We start from the raw sequence: 15,497 nt of genomic DNA, 5'->3' as shown, positions 1-15,497 counted from the left end.
GGGGCCTTTTTCTTTCCCTGGTTGTCGGCTGTCCCTAGTCGTCGCGGCTGGCCGTGACGGAGGGGCCGTAGAGGGTGTAGACGGTGTCGCCGCCGCGAGCGGAAACGTCCAGATAGGCGGTCTCGCCGGTCAGGGCGACGCCCGAGAGGCGCGAATTGATGCTGACGCCCAGCTCGTCCCCGGCGGCGTTCTCAAGCCGCACGGTTTCCATGGCGAAGGAGTTGTCCGCAAAATCGGGACGGACATTGTCCAGCCGGGAAACGCGGGCCGGCATCGGGTCGCGAAGCTCGCCATCGACGCGGGCGAAGACCTCGACCGCGTAGAGACGGCCGCCGGCTTCCGCGACGCCAACGCCCATATGCGTGAATTCCTCACGCTGGATATTGGCGGCATTGACCGGATCGGCGGCGATTTTCGCATCGACCTGACTGGCGTCGGCCTGTCTCACCACGGCGACATTTCCGCCCATCGCCCCGAACAGGGCGGTGCGGTCTATGGCGCGGGCGCGTTGCAGATGGCCGCGGCCTTCCGGGTCCTCATGCGCGGCGTAACCGCGCGCGGCCATATCCACCGCGTGCAGGCGGGCCGCGTTATAGAGGCCATAGCGCAGGCGCAGCGGATCCTCGCCCGCCGCGGCGCGGCGTTCATTGATCTGACGGACCAGCTCGGCCTCGACATCATTGCGGAGGGTGACCCCTTCCGGCGGTTGCGCGACACAGTGCGACGCCTCGTCGAGGTAGGCCTCCAGTTGAGTGGACAGGCCCGCTTCGGCGACGCGACACGCATTGTCACCAGCCGCCAGGGCGGGCCCGGCGAAAGCAGCGCTGGCGCTAGCCAGGACTGCGACAGTTTGACACAGTTTATGTAACATGAGTGTCATGCTCCGCCGTGTGACAGAGTTGGGTCAAGCGGAGTTTTGTGAAATTTTCAGCGGAATCCGGAAGCGAGCTTATTAATCAAGCCCTTGATTCCTATGAGGATAGAGACGGACGCCGGCTGAAAGCGCCAAATGAAAAGGCCGGCCCGGGCAACCGGACCGGCCTCTTGTTTGTGACACTAATGTCAAAAACGGGTGACGAAAGCGGGGCCTATTCGGCCGGGTCGGCGCTGCCGTCCGCCTGCTGTTCGGCGATCCATTTATCGACTTCAGCTTCCATGACGGTCAGCGGCAGGCCGCCTTCCACCAGCAGCTTGTCGTGGAATTGCCGGATATCGAAATCCTCGCCCAGCGCCTCGCGCGCCTTCTCGCGCAGCTCCAGGATCTTGATCATGCCCATCTTGTAGCCCAGCGCCTGGCCCGGCCAGACGACATAGCGCTCGATCTCCACGATGGCGTCGGAGCGGTCGGTCACCGCGCCGGAATCGACCATGAAGTCGATGGCTTCCTCGCGGCTCCAGCCCTTGGCGTGCATGCCGGTGTCGACCACCAGGCGCGCGGCGCGGAACAGTTCGGACTGCAGGCGGCCGATATCGCCGCGCGGGTCGCCCTCATACAGGCCCATCTCCTTGGCCAGACGCTCCGAATACAGGCCCCAGCCCTCCGAAAAGGCGTTGGTGGAGGCCGTCAGCTTGCGCAGCAGGGGCGTATCCTGATTGTCCAGATTGATGGCCAGCTGGAAGTGATGGCCGGGAATGCCTTCGTGATAGGTCAGGGTCTTCAGCGCCCATTTCGGCCAGATCGCCGTGGTGCGCAGATTGATCCAGTAGATGCCCGGACGCGACCCGTCCAGCGAGGGCAGGTCATAATAACCGCCCGGCGCGGATTCCTCGGAGAAGCTCGGGACCCGGCGGATTTCCAGCGCCTGCGGGGGGACTGTGCCGAAATACTCGTCCAGAAGCGGGCGGATTTCCTCGACCTGATCGTTCAGGTCGGCGATCACCTGCTCCTTCCCCTCCGGCGTATCGTCATAGAGATATTCCGGATTGGTGGAGAGCTCCGTGATGCGCTCGCCAATCGTGCCTTCGGTCATGCCGATCTCGGCGAACAGGGCGTCCATTTCCTCATGGATGCGGTCCACCTCGTCCAGGCCGATCTGGTGAATGTCGTCGCCGGTCAGGTCCGGCTCGTCCGCATTGATGCGGATCAGCGCGTTATAAAGCGCCGCGCCGTCGGGCAGGCGCGAGACCGAGGCCTCGTGCACCGCATCCTCGCTGAGCGTGGTCAGGGTATCGGCCAGACGGCCATAGGCGGGATAGACAATGTCGGTGATCGTGGTTTCCGCGCGGGAGAGATAATCGTCCGCGCCCTCGATCTCCGCATCCGACAGCTTCTTGTCGAAAGCGGTGTAGAGGATGCTGTCGGTCGGGGCGTCGGCGATGAATCGCTCGATCACGGCCAGCGTTTTCTCCAGCACGAAGTCCGGCGGAACCACGCCCTGTTCGGCGTCGCGCTCCATGATGGCGATGGATTCATCCAGCACCCGCGCCATGTCGGCAAGGCGGGCGAGATAGTCTTCCGCGCCCTGCGCATCCTGCACCGGCTGCTGCGCCTGCAGGAGATTGGGCATGTCGATGTGCGGGCCGGACAGCTGGGTGACCGGATAGACGGTGAAGCCCGCCGGGCTGCCGACGCCATAATCGGCGACGTTCATCGCGGCGATGCCGGCGTCGATCTGGTCCTTGAGAAGGCGCAGCGTCAGGCGGCGGTTATGGTCCAGCGGCTCCGGATCGACCGCGTCCAGGCGGGACTGGAAGTCGCGCGCCATGGCGCGGGCGGCCTCATCGCCCTCCGGCCCGTAATCGCCCCAGTGGTGGTTGTAGGGGCCGCCCATCATTTCCTGCGGCAGGCCCAGATAGGTGGCGAATTCCGGGCTCTCGCGGAACAGCTCGACGGTGACCTGCTGGATCGCGGCGTCGAATTCGGCGCGGGCTTCCTGCTGGGCCTCGGTAACAACCGGACTTTCGCCTGCAGCCGTATCGGTTTCAGGGGCCGCGTTTTCGGCGGTTTCGGCCGGGGCCGCGCCTTCGGTTTCAGCATTATCGGCGGCGGGATCGCCACAGGCGGTCAGGGCCAGCGCGGCGGCGCCGAGCAGCAGCATTGTTTTCAGGCTCATGTGATTTGTCTCTCCCCTTTGCGGACCCATGGGCTGCGGGTTCGCGGCGTTGCTTGGATTGCCGCGCATCTTGATCGGCGCCGACCCGCGCGGCAAGGCGGCGCTGCAAAGAAAAAGGCCGCCGCCCCTTCCGGGACGGCGGCCTTTCATCGCTGGCGGGACGCGGCGCTAGAAACGCGCGGTTACGCCCAGTATGCCAACCTGCGACTGCACCGAGGAGATGGACACGTCCTGAATGCCGACGAAAGGCTGGAACCCTTCGTTGAAAACAATCTCCGCCCCCAGATCGAGATACGGATTGATGTGGATTTCTGCGCCCAGCACGTGCTGGTAAACATCATCGAACTCGGTGTCTTCGGGGCCGAGTATGGACTGTGACCAGACGGCGCTGAAATCGGTTCGGAAGCCTGCGATCTCGGTCTTGTACCGGCCCATGATGGAGAGCGCGTCGAGATCGCGCGCGCCGTCGTATTTCTCGCCCGTATCAGTGTTGAAGGAGGTCGCCGGCCAGATATCGGTCGAGCGGGTATATTCCACCGCCAGATCAAAACGCGGCGAAAGATATTCCGCGCCGAGATCCCAGGCGCCGTTTTCATAGGCGATATAGACATTCGGCGGGAGCGGCGCGTTCGGCGGGCCGGGCCGGTCGATCGAGGCCAGCGTATGGGCCGTGAAATTATTGTTGTAGATCGTGCCGTCGAGATAGGAGGCCGAGACGCGGAGAGAGCGATCACCCTCCAGCAGGAAGCTCTTCTCCGCTTTCAGCGCGAAGTTCGTCCCTAGGCCGCCATCTCGGTCCGTCGACATGCCCACGCGGAGCATGCGCTCGCCCTCTGCCAGTGTACCGGAGACCCGCCATGTATCGCCGACATAGCCCAGTTCAAGAACCGGCTCGTCCGCCAGGGTCCAGAAAAAATGCTGATTGATGGAGTGGGTGAACGGGTTGTAGCCAAACTGCTCGCCGAAATCGACGGTTTTGCGGCCATAGGCCAGATAGCCGCCGAACACGTCCAGATTGCCAAGGACCGCGTAATATTCGCGCAGTTGCACCTCGTCCTGGTCACGCGCGAAATTGATCTCTGAATATTCCATCTGAGCATAGGCCGTGATCCAGTCGGTCAGCGTGCCGGTCAGAGAGACCGCCGCGACATTGATCACGAATTCGGAATTGTCTTTTCCCGTGCCGTGCTGGTTCGGGAAACGGCTCAGGATCGGGTATTTCCCGGCCGTATCCGTTTGCTCGTAATAATAACCGGCCTTGAAAAGGCCGCTGACGGTCAGGGAATTGGACGGCAGGCGGCCGTCTTTGCGCATCCGCAGCAGGTATGAAGCGTCTTGCGTCAGGTGTTCCTGTGTATCGGTCAGGGCTTCAGTCAAGCCGGTGTCGATGCCCACGGGGCCGCCGATGCGACCCTGCTGCGCCCTCACAGGCGTACTCACGGCGGCGGCGGCAAACACCGCTCCGGCGATCAGATATTCGGTTTTCACGTGTCCCCCAAAGGATAGGTCTGCGATCCGGCGCTGGCGGCTGGGTCACAGGTATTTTTGGCAAAGAGGGGCTACTACACGTGTTCGTATTTGAAGGCAAAAGAAAACCCCCGCCAAACTGACGGGGGTTCGCTTTTTTATCCAGGGCCGCGAAGACGCTGCCTATTCGGCGTTGTCTTCGGAGATTTCCTCGCCGCTTTCCTGATCCACGACCTTCATGGACAGGCGGACCTTGCCGCGGTCGTCGAAGCCCAGAAGCTTCACATAGACCTCGTCGCCCTCGGCAACCACGTCGGACGGATGGCCCACGCGCTCCTGCTTCATCTGGGAAACATGCACCAGGCCGTCCTTCGGGCCGAAGAAGTTCACAAAGGCGCCGAAGTCCATGACTTTCACGACCTTGCCCTTGTAGATCTCGCCTTCTTCCGGCTCGGCCGTGAGGCCCTTGATCCAGTTCACGGCCTGCTCGATGGAGGCCTTGTCGCTGGAGGCGACCTTGATCACGCCGTCGTCATTGACGTCGACCTTGGCGCCGGTCGTCTCGACGATTTCACGGATGACCTTGCCGCCCGTGCCGATAACGTCACGGATCTTGTCGGTCGGGATGGTCAGCGTCTCGATCTGCGGCGCGTATTCGCCCACCGAGCCACGGGACTCGGTCAGGGCCTTGTTCATTTCACCGAGAATGTGGAGACGGCCGCCTTTGGCCTGCTCCAGCGCGGTTTCCATGATGTCCCGGGTGATGCCGGCGATCTTGATGTCCATCTGCAGGGACGTCACGCCTTCGGACGTGCCGGCCACCTTGAAGTCCATGTCGCCCAGATGGTCCTCATCGCCCAGGATGTCGGACAGGACCGCAACGCCGTCCTCGTCCTTGATCAGGCCCATCGCGATGCCGGAGACCGGGCGCTTGATCGGCACGCCCGCATCCATCATCGCCAGCGCGCCGCCGCAGACGGTCGCCATGGAGGAGGAACCGTTGGATTCCAGGATCTCCGAGACCAGACGGATCGTGTAGGGGAATTCCTCGGCGTCGGGCATGACCGCTTTGAGAGCGCGCCAGGCCAGCTTGCCGTGGCCGATTTCGCGGCGGCCCGGAGCCAGACGGAAGCTGGTTTCGCCGACGGAAAACGGCGGGAAATTATAATGGAGCATGAATGTCTCCTTATAAGTCCCCGTCAGGGAGTCGACATATTGCTCGTCTTCGCCGGTTCCCAGCGTCGCGACGCAGAGGGCCTGCGTTTCGCCGCGGGTGAACAGCGAGGAGCCATGCGCGCGCGGCAGCGTGGCGACTTCCGCCATGATCGGGCGGACTTCGTCCAGCGCGCGGCCGTCGATGCGCTTCTTGGTCTTGATGATGTCGCCGCGGACGATGGAGGCTTCCACCGACTTGAAGACATCATTGAAGACCTGGCTGGTCATGCCGTCCGGGTTTTCCTCGGTCGCGACCAGCTTCTCGACAGCCTTTTCCTTGGCGGCGTCGATGGCGGCGCGGCGTTCGGTCTTGTCGGACAGCTTGTAGGCGTCGCGCAGCTCTTTCTCGACCAGCTTGGAAAGCTGGGCCTTCTGCTCCGAGCGGTCTTCCGGCTGGAAGTCCCACGGCTCTTTCGCCGCCTTCTCGGCCAGGTTGATGATCGCGTCGATCACCGGCTGGAACGATTCATGGCCGGCCATGACCGCGCCCAGCATCTTCTCTTCCGAAAGCTCTTTCGCTTCGGATTCGACCATCATCACCGCATCGCCCGTGCCGGCGACGACCAGGTCGAGGTCGGAGTCTTCCAGCTCGTCCACGGAGGGGTTGATGACGTATTCGCCGTCGATCACGCCCACGCGCGCCGCCCCGATCGGGCCCATGAAAGGCACGCCGGAAATGGTCAACGCGGCGGAGGCCGCAACCAGGGAGACGATGTCCGGGTCATTTTCCAGATCGTGGCTGAGCACGTGGATCATCACCTGGGTGTCGTTCTTGAACCCCTTGGCGAACAGCGGCCGGATCGGCCGGTCGATCAGGCGCGAGGTGAGGGTTTCCTTTTCGGTCGGACGCCCTTCGCGCTTGAAATAACCGCCGGGAATCTTCCCGGCGGCGTAGGTTTTCTCGATGTAGTTAACGGTCAGGGGGAAGAAATCAAATCCCTCTTTCGCCTTGGGTTCGGCGACGACCGTCGCCAGAACCTTGGTGTCGCCATAGGTCGCGACAACCGCGCCCGTGGCCTGGCGGGCCATGCGGCCCGTTTCGAGCGTGAGCTCGCGCCCCGCCCATTCAATCGTTTCGGTCTTTATATCGAACATACGTCTTTCATCTTCCGGCCGCGTCTAACGGTAATTGCGGTCTGCCGCGTCCTAGCGGCGAATGCCCAGCTTCCCGATCAGCGCCTTGTAACGAGCTTCGTCCTTGCGCTTGAGATAGTCGAGAAGGCGGCGGCGCTGGGACACCATTTTCAGGAGCCCGCGGCGGGAATGATTGTCCTTCTTGTGCGTCTTGAAGTGCTCTGTGAGGTTGGCGATCCGTTCTGTGAGGATCGAGACCTGAACCTCCGGCGACCCCGTGTCACCGTCGTTCTGAGCGTTTTCCTTGATCAATTCGGCTTTGCGATCTGCCGTAACCGACATCGTATTCTCCTAAACTCTAGGTCAAATTAAACACGCGCACCGGCGTCATCCGTCCGGCGCGCGCATCGCCAATGGCGACGGCCGTTCCATCCACGTGCGCCAAAGCCCAACGAGAGGCGTCCTTACCATCAATGGTGCGGGGACTGGCCTTTTCGCGAAGCTCTGTAGCTATCCGCGGAAGCAGAACGATCTCGCGCCCCTGCTTCAGACTGAAGGCGTCTCCCTCGGTCACGGCCACCGCCGGGATGTCGTCCAGCGAGGTCTGTACCGGGCTCAATACCTCAGTCAGGCGGGCCTTATGCGCCAAATCGCTCAATTCGTCCAGCGTATGGCACTGTTCCGCGGCGAACGGCCCGACACGGGTCCGCCGAAGCACCGTGACATGGCCTTCCGCGCCCAGCGCGGCGGCGATGTCGCGCGCCAGCGCACGGACATAGACGCCCTTGCCGCAATCGGCCTCGAACACCGCGGTATCGGCGTCCGGCGTCTCCGCGAGGCGCAGATCGTCAACGCGAACCTTGCGCGCCTTCATCTCCACGGTCTCGCCCTTGCGGGCCTTCTTGTAGGCGCGCTCTCCATCCACCTTGATGGCGGAAAATTGCGGGGGAACCTGATCGATTTCGCCGATAAAGGCGGGCAGCGCGGTCTCTATCGCCGCGCGGTCGGGCCGCACGTCGCTGGTGGCCGTGACCGCGCCCTCCGCATCGCAGCTATCGGTGCTTTCGCCCCATTTCACGGTGAAGCGGTAGGATTTGCCCGATCCCATCATGAAAGAGACCGTCTTGGTGGCCTCTCCAAAGGCCAGGGGGAGAACGCCGCTGGCCATCGGGTCCAGCGTTCCGGCGTGACCGGCCTTTTTGGCGTCCAGCAGGCGCTGAACCTCGTTCAGGGCCTTGGCCGAACTCATGCCTGTCGGCTTGTCCAGGGCCACCCAGCCATGGACATTCCTGCCCGTCCGCCGTTTGGCCATGCCTAGTCGTCCAGATCCTGCGCGACTTCGGGACGGCGCATCAGCGCGTCCATGTCGCTGGCCGCCTGGAAGGATTCGTCATGAACGAATTTCAGGGACGGCGTGAACTTGGTCTCGATCTCGTCGCCCAGACGGTGGCGCAGGAAGCCCGCCGCGCGGTTGAGGCCGGCCAGCACTTCTTCATGGTTCTGGTCGGCCAGCGGCGCGCAGAAGACGGTCGCGTGCTTGAGGTCGGGCGAGACCCGCACTTCCGAGATCGTCACCGAGACGCCTTCCAGCGCGGGATCGTGCATCGCTTCCTTGATCAGGATTTCAGCGATGGCGTGACGGATCAGTTCGCCGGCGCGGAGCTGGCGCTGCGTCGGCCCCTTCTTGGAATTGCCTCTTGATTTCATGCCCTCACAGAAGGGTCCGCGCGAGGGGGAAGTCAAGACGCGGCGCAGGGGCCGGCGCAGCGATCAACCGCTATTTCGCGAAACGCCGGGCGTGCTCCATTTCCAGCGGCACCTCCGGCAGACGGAAGCCGCGAACCTGGCCGTTGGGGCGGCTGATGGCCCAGATCACGCGCGGATCTTCGGGATCGAAGGAAAAGGCCTGCCCTTCCGCATCCACCGCGATCGTGGCGACATGCAGCAGGGTCGGCCCCATGTCCGGTTTGGCCAGCACGTAAAGCTCCGGCTTGTCGTGGCCGAAGATATAAAGAAGCCCGTCCTCGCCCAGCGCCCCGCCGGAAGCCGCCTGCGGCGCCATTTCGGCGATCAGGTGCGGCGGCAGGCGCCAGCCGCCCGTGCGGCGCCATTCCTTGTCGAACGTATGCACCCCGGCATAGGCGTTGGATTTGAAGGGCTCGCCCGTCTCGTCATTATAATGGGCGAAACCGACGATCCAGCCCGCGCCCAGATGGTCGAACCAGGTCAGCGACCCCTCGTCCATCAGGCCAAGGCTCCTGGTTCCGGCATGCTCCATCGTTTCGGTGTCGAAAATCTCTACCGAGCTGGCCATCGGCACTTCCGGGTGGTTGGAATTGGCGCAGAGCAGCTGCCCGCCCTCGGCAAAGCAGCTGTTGAGGTGGCCGATCAGGCCGCCGCGCGGCCCTTCCCATGCGGCCACGCGCTCGCCCGTTTCACGGTCATATTTGCCAATGGCGAAATTGACGATGGCGTAGACGTGGTCCGCGTCCGCGGCCGCGCCCTGCCGCGCCTCGGGCACTTCGATGCGGGCGATTTCTGCGGCCTGAAGCTGTAGAGGCTCCGGCCGTTCATAGGTCGGCCAGTCGGCCCAGCGGCTTTGCGCAAACGCCTGCGCGGAGGCAACGAGGGCAAAGATGGCGAGCAACAGGATCCGCTTGATCATCATGGCGAAAGCTCCGGGAGAATCTCACAGGAAAGGGAAAGGATGCGCCCGGCGACGGTAGGAAGGCCCGCCGCCGGGCGCCAATGAAGTTCTTGCGACGCCAGCCCCCTAGAGCGCCGCAGAGACCCCCAGCCAGAAGGTGCGGCCGAAATCGGCATCCTCCTGCAGATATTCCGCGCCGGGGCCGGTCAGCTCCGTGCGGCCCTGATCGGTCAGGTTCTGCACCTCGCCGATCAGGGTGATGCGGTCGGTGACGTTAAAGCGGCCCTGCAGGTCCACCTGGTATCGGTCCTCCCAATACTCGTCGAGATTGGCGTTCCCCGCGTTCACGGTGTCCAGGAACGTGTCCGTATAGTTGTAGGAGGCCCGCAGCTCGAACGCTTCCGTGGCGTAGAAGGCGGTCAGGTTGGCCGTCATGTCCGGCTGCTGGAAGAAGCCGGTTTCACGCGTGCCGCCGGCCGGGACCGGGACCACGAATTCGGTGTCCAGCAGGGTGATATTGGCCGAGACGCCAAACCCGTCGAACGGCGCGGGCAGGAAGGAATAGGTCTGCTGATACTGCGCCTCGAAGCCGCGGATTTCGGCGTTTGTGGCGTTTTCCGGCTGGGTCAGGGCGCTGTAGGCGACGCCGTCCACTTCGACCGGGCCTTGCGTGGTCTGGACGAAGATCTCGTCCTTCACGTCCTTGTAGAACACGCCCGCGGCGAGGATGCCCTGCGGGATGTACCATTCCAGAGAAACGTCGAAATTGCTGGAAAGACGCGGTTTCAGGTCCGGATTGGAGCGGGAGATCGTGTTGTCGGTGAGATTGATGTTCTCGCCGCGGGTCAGCTGGTTGAGGTCCGGCCGCCCGAGGGTCTGCGAGGCCGCGCCGCGCAGCACCAGATCCCCGGTCAGGTTATAGCGCACGTTCACCGAGGGCAGGACATCGGTGTAGTCGCCGCTGACCAGCGCCCCGCCCAGCGGCGCGCCCTCCCATTCGGTGTTCTCCACGCGCACGCCGCCAACCACCATCAGCGGACCGGTTTCATAACGGCCCATGACATAGCCGGCGGTGACTTTCTCCTCGGCGTCGGAGCCGCTTTCCGAGGTCGCGGTCAGGGCGAAGGCGTTGGACTGGAAATAGGCGTCAGAGGCGTCCAGCCCGATGCGGTTCTCGAAACGATAGCCGCCCTGCCAGTCCACGCCGGCCAGCGCCGGGTCGGCCACATCGGCCAGCGTGTAGCCGAGCGCCGGATCGGCGACATAGCGGTTGAAGGTGAAGCCTTCGGACTTCTCGGCGTTGCGGATCAGGCCGCCCGCCTTGAATTCCAGCCCCTGAACCGGAACCGAATCCCAGGTGACGTCCAGCGTCGCCTCATAGATGTCGTCCTCGGCGAAGCGGTCCAGCGTGCCGCGATTGGTGTGCGCCCAGTTGGTCAGGTCGCCGAACGCGGCCGGGTCCAGCGGATCGGTGAAGGGGAAGAAGCCGGACGTGTCATAGCGCGCGCCGAAACTGGTATCGGTCTGGAAGCCCTCGGTGACTTCCGGGTTGGTCAGCTCCGCCGTAGAGATCGCGCCGCCCGCCTCGACCAGCCAGCCCTCGGCCGGGATCCATTCGCCTGAGGCGCGCAGGCTGGTGATTTCGCGGTCCAGCACGAAGCGGCCGATGCCGATGAAGCCATAGCCGGTGTCGCTGACGCCGGTGGTGGCGGTCTGGTTGCGGATCGTGGCCGGCTGGCTGGAAGCGCCGCTGGTTCCCAGCTCGTAGGTTTCCTCGTCGCGGCGCTCTGAGTCGTTGTACTCGTTATAGGAACCGGCGATTTCGAAGCGGAACTGGCTGTTCGGGCGCCACTCGCCCTTCACCACCGCGCCAATACGCTCGCGGACATTATTATAGAAGAAGATGCGGTTATTGGTCGGCACGACGAAGCCGTTGCCATTGCCAAGACCGACATTGTTCCCGGCCGAGTCGAACTCGGTGTAATCGGCGTCATCCACCTCGACCTGCGGGATATTGAAATTGCGGATCGAGTAGTCGAAGCCCGCGACCAGGCCGAACTGGCCGTCCGGGCCGAAGCGGCGGCCGGCGGCGAAATTGGCGCGCCGGGGCTGCACCTCGTCGCCCTCGTCCAGCGTCGTGCCGTCGCCGGAATTTTCATGATGGCCGATGAAGGCGGAGCCGAGCAGGAACGGCTCGTCGCTGTCCAGCGCGGACCGGGTGACCAGGTTGATGGAGCCGCCGATGGCGTTGTGGTCACGATCCGGCGTGATGGTTTTCTGCACCTCGATCCGCTCCACCAGCGAGGCGGGGATCAGGTCCAGCGGCACCGCGCGGCCAAGGCCGCCGCGCTCCGGCGAGGCGACGATATAGCCGTCGATCGTGGTGCGGTTATAGGTGGCGTTCAGGCCGCGCAGAATGGGGAAGCGGGCCTCGCCCTGGTCGTTCTGCACCGCCACGCCCGGCAGGCGCAGCACGGCCTGGGCGGTGTTGAGGTCCGGCAGACGGCCGATATCGTCCTGCGCCGTCGCCTCGATGATGGAGTCGGATTCGCGCTTGGCCTCGATCGCGCGCTGGATGGACAGCGCCTGTCCATAGACGACGATATTATCGACGCCGTCCTCGGTCCGGGCTTCATCCTGGGCGTAGGCTGCGCCGGAAAGCGCGATCATCGAAACGGCGCCAGCCAGCGCGGCGCGGCGGAAGGTCGGTGTCATCGGATTTTCCCCTCAAAGGCACACACGCCGGGACCGGCGTGAAACCGGGGGAAAATCGCGGGAAGGCGTGACCGTTCGGAAACGGTACGATGAACTCGCCGTCAAGCTTTATTGACGCCGCCGCAACGGATTGAAGACACTTTCATAAAGAAACTCGATAGCGTTCCGGTTTCTAGCCGCGCACCACCAGCAGCGCGCCCAGAACAAGGAAACCGGCGCCCGCCACGCGCATCAGCGTCGCCGGGCGGACCTCCATGCCGATCATGCCGAAATGATCCAGCGCGATGGCCGCGATCAGCTGGGCGGCGATCAAGGTGGCGAAAAAAGCCCCGACGCCAATGCGGGGCGCCGTCCAGGCGGAGGTGGCGACGAAGAACGCGCCCAGCGTCCCGCCGATGAACCACAGATGCAGCGGCACGCGCGCCAGCTCCTTGCCCGTCGGCAGGCCCGTTTTGAAGGCCAGCGCGGCGCTGAGGCAGAACAAAACGACCACCCCGGCCGAGAAACTGACCAGCGCTGCCCGGACCGGCGAGCCGAGGAGCTGCGCAAGCTGGCCGTTGAAGGCCGGCTGCATGGCGACCGCCGCGCCGGCGACGGCGACCAGGGCGAGGGGAAGAAGGAGCGCGGGGTTCATTTGCGAAACTGACTTTCACTGGAGCCAAAAGAAAACGGGGCGGCCATTCCTAGCCGCCCCGTCATCCTGTTTCCAACCGAATGCGCGCCTTACAGCGTGCGTTCGTGCTCGGTGACCTCGAAACACTCGATCTGGTCGCCCTTCTGGATGTCGTGATAATTCTCGAAGCCCATGCCGCATTCCTGACCGGACTTCACTTCCGTCACTTCGTCCTTGAAGCGCTTCAGCGTCGACAGCTTGCCTTCGTGTATCACCGTGTCGTCGCGCAGCAGGCGGACGCCTGAACCGCGGCGCACGATGCCGTCGGTGATGCGGCAACCGGCGACCTTGCCCAGCTTGGAGATGTTGAACACCTCCAGAACTTCGGCGTAGCCGAGGAATTCCTCGCGCTTCTCCGGCGCCAGCATGCCTTCCAGCACGGCTTTGATATCGTCCAGAAGGTCGTAGATGATCGAGTAGTAGCGGATCTCCACGCCTTCGCGTTCGGCCAGTTCGCGCGCCTGTTTGTTGGCGCGGACATTGAACGCCAGGATCGGCGCGCCGGACGACTTGGCCAGCGACACGTCGGATTCGCTGATGCCGCCGACGCCCTGATGGATGATGCGGGCGCGCACTTCGTCATTGCCGATCTTGTTGAGCGATCCGGCGATGGCTTCCGCGGAGCCCTGAACGTCAGCCTTGATGAGCAGCGGGAACTCGGAAATTTCCTTGTCCTTCACGCGGGTCATCATCTGTTCCAGCGACGCGGCCGCGCTGGGGCCGCCGCCGGTCTGGCTGTCGCGCACCATGCGGACGCGATATTCGGTCAGGTCGCGGGCGCGGGCTTCGGTCTCGACCACGGCGAAGGGCTCGCCGGGCTCCGGCGCGCCGTCCAGACCCATGATTTCCACGGGAAGCGCCGGACCGGCCTGTTTCACCTGCTGGCCGCGCTCGTTCATCAAGGCGCGGACCTTGCCCCACTGGGTGCCCGCCACGACGATGTCGCCGCGCTTGAGCGAGCCGCGATTGACCAGCAGCGTCGCAACGGCGCCGCGGCCCTGTTCCAGCTTGGATTCGATGACGATGCCATCGGCCAGACGGTCCGGATTGGCCGTCAGCTCCAGAACCTCGGCCTGAAGCGCGATGGCTTCGGTGAGTTCGTCCAGACCTTTTTTCTGAAGCGCGGAGACTTCGACGACCTGCGTGTCGCCGCCCATCGATTCCACGACGATCTCGTGCTGCAGCAGGTCCTGAAGGACTTTCTGCGGATCGGCGCCCTGCTTGTCGATCTTGTTGACCGCCACGATGATCGGCGTTTCCGCCGCCTTGGCGTGATTGATGGCCTCGACCGTCTGCGGCATGACGCCGTCATCGGCCGCCACCACCAGGATGACGATGTCGGTGACGTTCGCGCCCCGCGCCCGCATGGCGGAGAACGCGGCGTGGCCCGGCGTATCCAGGAAGGTGATCTTGTCGCCCGAGGCGATCTGAACCTGATAGGCGCCGATATGCTGGGTAATGCCGCCGGCCTCGCCCGCCACCACGTCGGTGGAGCGCATGGCGTCCAGCAGGGACGTCTTGCCGTGGTCGACATGGCCCATGACGGTCACGATCGGCGGACGCGGCTTTTTCTTCTCTTCCGGATCGTCGTCCTCGATAAAGCCGGTTTCGACATCGGATTCGGCGACGCGTTTGATGCGGTGGCCAAAGTCCTCGACGATCAGCTCCGCCATGTCGGCGTCGATGACCTCGTTGGCGCGCAGCATCTGACCTTCTTTCATCAGATACTTGACGACGTCGGCCGTACGCTCGGCCATGCGGTTGGCCAGTTCCTGCACCGTGATGGTTTCCGGAACCACGACATCGCGCGCCTGCTTGTCAGAGCCGGCGCCGCCCTGTTCGCGGCGTTCCTTCTCGCGCTCCCGGGCGCGGCGGACCGAGGCCAGCGAACGCTGGCGGTCCTCGTCGTCCTCGAACACGTTCTGAATGGTCAGCTTGCCGCGGCGCTTGGGCGACTCGGCGCGCTTCTTGGGCGAGGCTTTCGGCGCGGCGGGGCCGCCCGATTTCTTGGACTTGACCCGTCCGCCCGCGCGTTCGACCGCGCCGGCGAGCCCTTCCTCTTCCGGGGCTTCCTTCTGGGCGGGCTTTTTGTCGGCCGGCTTTTCGCGGCTTTCCTCGACCCTGGCCTCCGCCTCGGCGGCCTCGGATTCGGCCTTGGCGCGGGCCTGTTCGGCTTCGCGCTGGCGGGCTTCTTCCTCTTCGCGCTTGCGCGCTTCCTCGAGGCGCTGGCGGTCCTCGGCGGCGCGGCGTTCGCGCTCTTCCTCTTCGGCGCGCTGGCGCTCGCGGCGCTCTTCCTCTTCGGCGCGCGCCTTCTCGATCGCGCGCTGGCGCGACTGCATTTCCTCTTCAGAGAGACCACGGTCCGACTTGGGCGGGGCCTTCTTGGCCTCTTCCCGCGTCCGGGTCGGCGCGCCGCCGCTCTGCGGGCCGAGTACGCGCTTGCGCTTCTTCTCGACCACGACGGACTTCGTCTTTCCGCGCGCAAAGCTCTGGTTCACAGTGCCTGCGCCCGTGGTCCGCTTGAGGGTCAGCGGTTTGCGGCCTCCCGGCTTATCGGTATCTTTGGCGTCGCTCATTCAAATCCGTTTCTGCCCGGCAGTCATTCATTCAAGGCAAAGCGGCGGCCCAGGCCTGCCGTTCGCCCGATCCGCAG

Annotated in this window: 11 protein-coding genes; all 11 read right to left on the bottom strand. The window is 64.2% G+C overall.

What is annotated here, in order from left to right; all coding sequences use genetic code 11:
- Window positions 1-34: 34 nt before the first annotated feature.
- Window positions 35-871 (bottom strand): CAP domain-containing protein, encoded by an 837-nt coding sequence (locus L338_RS03225; protein ID WP_022696918.1) that lies wholly within the window; start codon window positions 869-871, stop codon window positions 35-37.
- A 217-nt stretch (window positions 872-1,088) separates the two neighbouring features.
- Window positions 1,089-3,053 carry a DUF885 domain-containing protein gene (locus tag L338_RS03220; RefSeq protein ID WP_022696917.1) on the bottom strand — a complete coding sequence of 655 codons (1,965 nt, stop codon included), beginning with the start codon at window positions 3,051-3,053 and terminating at the stop codon, window positions 1,089-1,091.
- Window positions 3,054-3,221: 168 nt separating this feature from the next.
- The gene (locus tag L338_RS03215; RefSeq protein ID WP_022696915.1) at window positions 3,222-4,541 is read right to left on the bottom strand and encodes a hypothetical protein; all 1,320 of its coding nucleotides are present in this window, start codon (window positions 4,539-4,541) and stop codon (window positions 3,222-3,224) included.
- A gap of 162 nt (window positions 4,542-4,703) precedes the next feature.
- Window positions 4,704-6,830 carry a polyribonucleotide nucleotidyltransferase gene (gene pnp, locus L338_RS03210; protein WP_022696914.1) on the bottom strand — a complete coding sequence of 709 codons (2,127 nt, stop codon included), beginning with the start codon at window positions 6,828-6,830 and terminating at the stop codon, window positions 4,704-4,706.
- A gap of 51 nt (window positions 6,831-6,881) precedes the next feature.
- Window positions 6,882-7,151: a 30S ribosomal protein S15 gene (rpsO, locus tag L338_RS03205; RefSeq protein WP_022696913.1), complete on the bottom strand. Its 270-nt coding sequence runs from the start codon at window positions 7,149-7,151 to the stop codon at window positions 6,882-6,884.
- Window positions 7,152-7,167: 16 nt separating this feature from the next.
- Entirely contained in the window at window positions 7,168-8,121 is a 954-nt protein-coding gene (gene truB / locus L338_RS03200) for a tRNA pseudouridine(55) synthase TruB (RefSeq protein WP_022696912.1), read from the bottom strand.
- A gap of 2 nt (window positions 8,122-8,123) precedes the next feature.
- Entirely contained in the window at window positions 8,124-8,516 is a 393-nt protein-coding gene (gene rbfA, locus L338_RS03195; RefSeq protein ID WP_022696911.1) for a 30S ribosome-binding factor RbfA, read from the bottom strand.
- A gap of 70 nt (window positions 8,517-8,586) precedes the next feature.
- On the bottom strand, window positions 8,587-9,477 hold the full coding sequence (locus tag L338_RS03190; RefSeq protein WP_022696910.1) for a hypothetical protein: 891 nt from the start codon (window positions 9,475-9,477) through the stop codon (window positions 8,587-8,589).
- Window positions 9,478-9,582: 105 nt separating this feature from the next.
- Window positions 9,583-12,171 (bottom strand): TonB-dependent receptor, encoded by a 2,589-nt coding sequence (locus tag L338_RS03185; RefSeq protein ID WP_022696909.1) that lies wholly within the window; start codon window positions 12,169-12,171, stop codon window positions 9,583-9,585.
- 172 nt (window positions 12,172-12,343) lie between these two features.
- Window positions 12,344-12,805 (bottom strand): DMT family transporter, encoded by a 462-nt coding sequence (locus L338_RS03180; protein ID WP_022696908.1) that lies wholly within the window; start codon window positions 12,803-12,805, stop codon window positions 12,344-12,346.
- An 89-nt stretch (window positions 12,806-12,894) separates the two neighbouring features.
- Complete coding sequence (infB, locus tag L338_RS03175) at window positions 12,895-15,420, bottom strand: translation initiation factor IF-2 (protein WP_022696907.1); 2,526 nt, start codon at window positions 15,418-15,420, stop codon at window positions 12,895-12,897.
- Between the last annotated feature and the right edge of the window lie 77 nt (window positions 15,421-15,497).

The sequence above is a fragment of the Euryhalocaulis caribicus genome (assembly GCF_000412185.1).
In the GTDB taxonomy this organism is placed as follows: Bacteria; Pseudomonadota; Alphaproteobacteria; order Caulobacterales; family Maricaulaceae; genus Euryhalocaulis; species Euryhalocaulis caribicus.
Note: the sequence above shows the minus strand (reverse complement) of the source record. Positions and strands in the feature narration are given on the sequence as shown.

What these genes read in the sequence shown, in the direction of transcription:
- L338_RS03185 (WP_022696909.1), bottom strand. Translation starts at nt 12,171, where the DNA reads ATGACACCGACCTTCCGCCGCGCCGCGCTGGCTGGCGCCGTTTCGATG.
- L338_RS03180 (WP_022696908.1), bottom strand. Translation starts at nt 12,805, where the DNA reads ATGAACCCCGCGCTCCTTCTTCCCCTCGCCCTGGTCGCCGTCGCCGGC.
- L338_RS03220 (WP_022696917.1), bottom strand. Translation starts at nt 3,053, where the DNA reads ATGAGCCTGAAAACAATGCTGCTGCTCGGCGCCGCCGCGCTGGCCCTG.
- rbfA (WP_022696911.1), bottom strand. Translation starts at nt 8,516, where the DNA reads ATGAAATCAAGAGGCAATTCCAAGAAGGGGCCGACGCAGCGCCAGCTC.
- infB (WP_022696907.1), bottom strand. Translation starts at nt 15,420, where the DNA reads ATGAGCGACGCCAAAGATACCGATAAGCCGGGAGGCCGCAAACCGCTG.
- L338_RS03225 (WP_022696918.1), bottom strand. Translation starts at nt 871, where the DNA reads ATGTTACATAAACTGTGTCAAACTGTCGCAGTCCTGGCTAGCGCCAGC.
- L338_RS03190 (WP_022696910.1), bottom strand. Translation starts at nt 9,477, where the DNA reads ATGATGATCAAGCGGATCCTGTTGCTCGCCATCTTTGCCCTCGTTGCC.
- truB (WP_022696912.1), bottom strand. Translation starts at nt 8,121, where the DNA reads ATGGCCAAACGGCGGACGGGCAGGAATGTCCATGGCTGGGTGGCCCTG.
- rpsO (WP_022696913.1), bottom strand. Translation starts at nt 7,151, where the DNA reads ATGTCGGTTACGGCAGATCGCAAAGCCGAATTGATCAAGGAAAACGCT.
- pnp (WP_022696914.1), bottom strand. Translation starts at nt 6,830, where the DNA reads ATGTTCGATATAAAGACCGAAACGATTGAATGGGCGGGGCGCGAGCTC.